Origin of the sequence: Micromonospora mangrovicola (assembly GCF_047200535.1) — a bacterium.
In the GTDB taxonomy this organism is placed as follows: Bacteria; Actinomycetota; Actinomycetes; order Mycobacteriales; family Micromonosporaceae; genus Micromonospora.
This window is the reverse complement of the sequence record NZ_JBJZOG010000192.1, coordinates 1-4,630: the sequence shown is the minus strand read 5'-3', so window position 1 is coordinate 4,630 and position 4,630 is coordinate 1. Positions and strand designations below refer to the sequence as shown.

General features: G+C 72.4%; 5 protein-coding genes and 1 tRNA gene. 1 reads left to right on the top strand and 5 read right to left on the bottom strand.

The features are described from left to right. On the top strand, positions 1-280 hold a 280-nt coding region (locus tag ACL02O_RS33605; protein ID WP_412822213.1), incomplete at its 5' end, for a transposase. Positions 281-709: 429 nt separating this feature from the next. Here ACL02O_RS33605 and ACL02O_RS33600 read toward each other — a convergent pair. The 5 genes from ACL02O_RS33600 to scpB all read right to left on the bottom strand — a co-directional run. Beyond that, a tRNA-Pro gene (locus ACL02O_RS33600) sits at positions 710-783 on the bottom strand. A 168-nt stretch (positions 784-951) separates the two neighbouring features. After that, positions 952-2,355, bottom strand: a complete 1,404-nt coding sequence (der, locus tag ACL02O_RS33595; RefSeq protein WP_412822212.1) for a ribosome biogenesis GTPase Der — start codon at positions 2,353-2,355, stop codon at positions 952-954. Beyond that, on the bottom strand, positions 2,352-3,032 hold the full coding sequence (gene cmk / locus ACL02O_RS33590) for a (d)CMP kinase (protein ID WP_412822211.1): 681 nt from the start codon (positions 3,030-3,032) through the stop codon (positions 2,352-2,354). Before cmk ends, der begins: the two co-directional genes overlap by 4 nt. 191 nt (positions 3,033-3,223) lie before the next feature. Continuing rightward, complete coding sequence (locus tag ACL02O_RS33585) at positions 3,224-3,994, bottom strand: pseudouridine synthase (protein ID WP_412822210.1); 771 nt, start codon at positions 3,992-3,994, stop codon at positions 3,224-3,226. Then, the coding region (gene scpB / locus ACL02O_RS33580) for an SMC-Scp complex subunit ScpB (RefSeq protein WP_412822209.1) at positions 3,981-4,630 on the bottom strand (650 nt) is incomplete at its 5' end. The genes ACL02O_RS33585 and scpB, both read right to left, overlap by 14 nt.

Here is a 4,630-nt window from a genome sequence, read left to right as displayed (position 1 = left end):
ACAGTTGTGCTCCTGGGCCGGGCTGACCCCACGCCACCGCGAGTCCGACACCAAGATCCGGCGCGGGCGGATCACCAAACAGGGCTCCACCCTCGTGCGGTGGGCCGCCGTGGAGGCGGTGCAGCGGGTACGCCGCGGCCCGATCGCCGCCACCCGGGCCCGTATCGGCGAACATCGCGGGGCGAACATCGGCAAGGTCGCTGCCGCCCGCAAACTCCTCACGCTGGTCTACTACGGGCTACGCGACGGGCACATCTGTTGCCTGGCCAGAGCGGCGTGAGCACAGTCTGGACGCAGCCAGGACGCGAGGCCGACGCAGGTCTGACCCCCACCGGCCGGTGGCGCGGTCGACGTCTCTGATTGACCCCGCCTGGCTGCGGCCGTAACACTCCATGCCGCCCCACGCCGGCGGCGAAGGGATGACCGGCAACCGGACCCCCGGCTACGCCTTCGTCCACACCGGACGACGTTGGAGAACACGGCCACCACACAACACAAACCCCGTTCCCGGTGCCACGATCATGCGCCACCCGGAGCCGGCGTCAAGGCCAAACCCTTCGGGTCGACCTCCGGTCGAGCCTTGACCCCGACCCCTCAATGGCGTTCGCCTGCACCGAACCGGAAACCAGCAAAAACCGGTCACAACCACCCCGGCCTCGGGCCTTGACCCGGCACCACTCCTTCAGGGATGACCTGCTATTTCACCTTGTCGGGACGGCCGGATTTGAACCGACGACCCCTTGACCCCCAGTCAAGTGCGCTACCAAACTGCGCCACGTCCCGATGCCCCCGCGCGTGTACCCCGCAGCAGCCGGTACAGCTTAGCGCAGGATCTTCGCACCGTGCGCACAGGCCCCTCCGGTGCCGCACGTGCCCCACGCCACTCCCCCTAGAGCGTCCTAGGAAAGAAGCCGCCGGGGAGGGATCCCCGGCGGCTTCAGCGGCGAACGGTCAGCCGTGGGCCTTGCCGCGGCCGCCCGGGCCGAGCTTCTTGCGGGCGCGTACCGAGATGTCGATCGGGGTGCCCTCGAAGCCGAACTCCTCGCGGAGCTTGCGCTCGACGAAGCGCTGGTAACCGGCGTCCAGCGGCCCGGTGGTGAACAGCACGAAGCGCGGCGGGGCCACCCCGGCCTGGGTGGCGAAGAGGATGCGCGGCGCGCGGCCGCCGCGTACCGGGTGCGGGGTGGCCTGGACCAGTGCGGTGAGCCACTGGTTGAGCTGCGCGGTCGGGATCCGGGTCTCCCAGCTCGCCAGGGCCTTGCGCAGCGCCGGGGCGAGCTTGTCGACCGCCCGGCCGGTCTTCGCCGACAGGTTGAGCCGGATCGCCCACGGGATCCGGCGCAGCTCCCGGTCGATCTCCTTGTCCAGGTAGTACCGGCGATCGCCGTCGACCAGGTCCCACTTGTTGAAGGCGATGACCAGGGCCCGGCCGGCCTCCACCACCATGGTGAGGATCCGCTGGTCCTGCTCGCTGATCACCTCGCTGGCGTCGAGCAGCACCACCGCCACCTCGGCCGCCTCGATCGCCGACGCGGTCCGCAGGCTGGCGTAGTACTCGGTGCCGCTGGCCTTGCCGACCCGCTTGCGCAGGCCGGCGGTGTCCACCAGCTGCCAGGTCTCGCCACCGATCTCGACCAGGCTGTCGACCGGGTCGACGGTGGTGCCGGCGACCGAGTCGACCACCGCCCGCTCCTCGCCGGAGAAGCGGTTGAGCAGGCTGGACTTGCCGACGTTCGGGCGGCCGACCAGCGCCACCCGGCGCGGGCCGCGGGGCCGGTTCTCGGCGACCTTGGGCGCCTCGGGCAGCGCCTCCATGATGGCGTCGAGCAGGTCGCCGGAGCCGCGTCCGTGCAGCGCGGAGACCGGGTACGGCTCACCGAGGCCGAGCGACCAGAGCGAGGTCGCCTCCATCTCGATGGACGTGTTGTCGGCCTTGTTCGCCACCAGGATGACCGGCTTGGCGCTGCGCCGCAGCATCTTCACCGCGGCCTCGTCCACATCGGTCGAGCCGACCATCGCGTCGACCACGAAGAGCACCACGTCGGCCGTGACTACGGCCGCCTCGGCCTGCGCGGCGATCGCCGCGGCGCGGTCCTTCGCGTCCGGCTCCCAGCCGCCGGTGTCCACGACGGTGAACGCCCGGCCGTTCCACTGCGCGTCGTACGGGACCCGGTCGCGGGTCACGCCGGGAATGTCCTCGACGACCGCCTGGCGGCGGCCGATGATCCGGTTGACCAGGGTCGACTTGCCCACGTTGGGACGGCCGACCACGGCCACCACGGGCTGCGGGCCGGCCTGCTCATCGGAGTCGAACTCCGGCTCGCTCAGCTCTACCCAGCCGATGTCGTCCGTCACGCCACGCCCCGCTCGGTGAGCAGCTCGCGCAGCCGGGCGACGACCTCGTCGATGCCGAGCTCGGTGGTGTCCAGCACCACCGCGTCCGTGGCCTGCTGGAGCGGGTTGACCTTGCGGGTGGAGTCGAGCTTGTCCCGGCGGGCCAGGTCGGCGGCGGTGGCGGTCACGTCGGCGGCGTCCTCGGCGCTGCGCCGCTGGGCCCGGGCCGCCTCGGAGGCGGTCAGGTAGACCTTCAGGTCGGCGTCGGGGGCCACCACCGAACCGATGTCGCGGCCCTCGACCACGATCCGGCCGGCGTTCGCGATCATCTGCCGCTGCCGGGCGACGAGCAGCTCGCGCACGGCCGGCACGGCGGCCACCGCGGAGACCGCGCCGGTCACCTCGGGACCCCGGATCTCCTTCTCCACGTGCGCACCGTCGGCGGTCACCGCGTACCCCTGGGGGTCGGTGCCGATGCGCAGGTCGACCTCGCCGGCGACCTTGGCCACCGACTCGGCGTCGGTCAGGTCGACGCCCGAGCGCAGCACCGCCCAGGTGAGCGCCCGGTACATGGCGCCGGTGTCGAGGTAGCGGGCGCCGAGGCTGACGGCGAGCCGCCGCGAGACGGTGGACTTACCCGAACCGGACGGCCCGTCCACAGCGACCACGCAGCGCCCGGCCGGTACGTTTTCCTCCACCGTTGTCCTCCTCAGCCCGTACCTCGCAGGTCGCCGGTTGTCCGGCGCCGTTGAGCGGTTGTCCATCATCCTCAATCATGCCCGCACCGCGCGGGTCGGCCGCGCGCGACGCCGCCGGGGGCGACCCGCGCCACCCGCCGGCCCGCGGGCCGCGTCGAAGCCTACCGGGAGCCGTACCCCGAGGGGCGGGGTCAGTCACCCACCGCCTTGAACAGCGCGGCGACCTCCGCGTTGGTCAGCCGCCGGGTCCGCCCGGCGCGCAGGTCACCCAGCCGGATCGGACCGATGGAGGTACGCGCCAGGCGGGACACCGGGTGCCCGACCTCGGCCAGCAGCCGCCGGACGATGTGCTTGCGCCCCTCGTGCAGGGTCACCTCCACCTGGGCGGTCCGGCCCAGGGTGTCCAACACCTTGAAGGAGTCGACCTTCACCGGCCCGTCCTCCAGCTCCACCCCGGCCGCCAGGCGCTTGCCGAGGTTGCGCGGGATCGGCCCGGCCACCTCGCACAGGTAGGTCTTCTGCACCCCGTACGACGGGTGCATGAGCCGGTGGGCGAGGGTGCCGTCGTTGGTGAGCAGGAGCAGGCCCTCGCTGTCCGCGTCGAGCCGCCCGACGTGGTAGACCCGCTGCTCCACCCGGTTGCCGAGGAAGTCCGACAGCGCGGCGCGTCCCTTTTCGTCCGCCATGGTGGAAACCACCCCGCGCGGCTTGTTCATGGCCAGGTAGACCAGCCGGGTGTCGACCTGAAGCCGCTCCCCGTCGACGTGGATGACGTCCCGGGTCGGGTCGGCCTTGTCGCCGAGCTGGGCGATCCGGCCGTTGACGCTGACCCGGCGCCGGAAGATCAGGTCCTCGCAGGCGCGCCGCGACCCCACCCCGGCGGCGGCGAGCACCTTCTGCAGGCGCTCGGCACCCTCGTACACGGGGGCGTCGGGCTTCGGGGCACGGTCATCGCGTCGCATCGGCAAGCTCTTCTACGTCGTCGGGGAGGAAGGGGGCCAGGGGCGGCAGGTCGTCCACCGAGTTCAGTCCCAGCTTCTCCAGGAACATCGTGGTGGTCCGGTAGAGGAACGCCCCGCTGTCCGCTTCGGTGCCGCACTCCTCGACCAGGCCGCGGGTCACCAGGGTACGGATCACCCCGTCGCAGTTGACACCCCGGATGGCGGAGATCCGCGACCGGGTCACCGGCTGCCGGTACGCGACCACGGCGAGGGTCTCCAGCGCGGCCTGGGTCAGTCGTGCCGACTGCCCGTCCAGGATGAACCGCTCGACGTAGGTGGCGTATTCCGGGCGGGTGTAGAGACGCCAGCCACCTGCGGCGCGGCGCAGCTCGAAGCCGTGCCCGGCGGCGGTGTACCCGGCGGCGATCTCGTCGAGCATCGGGCCGATCCGCTCCGGGGCCTGCTCGAGGACCTGAGCCAGGGTCAGCTCGCTGACCGGCTGGTCCACCACCAGCAGGATCGCCTCCAGGGCGCCGCGCAGCTCGGCGTCGTCCAGCTCGGGCGCGGGCTCCGGCGCGGGCGCCGCCCGCCGCCTTCCCCGCTTCCCGGGTACGCCGCCCGCGGGGTTCTCCCCCGCCGCACCCGCCGGCTCGCCGG

What these genes read in the sequence shown, in the direction of transcription:
- ACL02O_RS33585 (WP_412822210.1), bottom strand. Translation starts at nt 3,994, where the DNA reads ATGCGACGCGATGACCGTGCCCCGAAGCCCGACGCCCCCGTGTACGAG.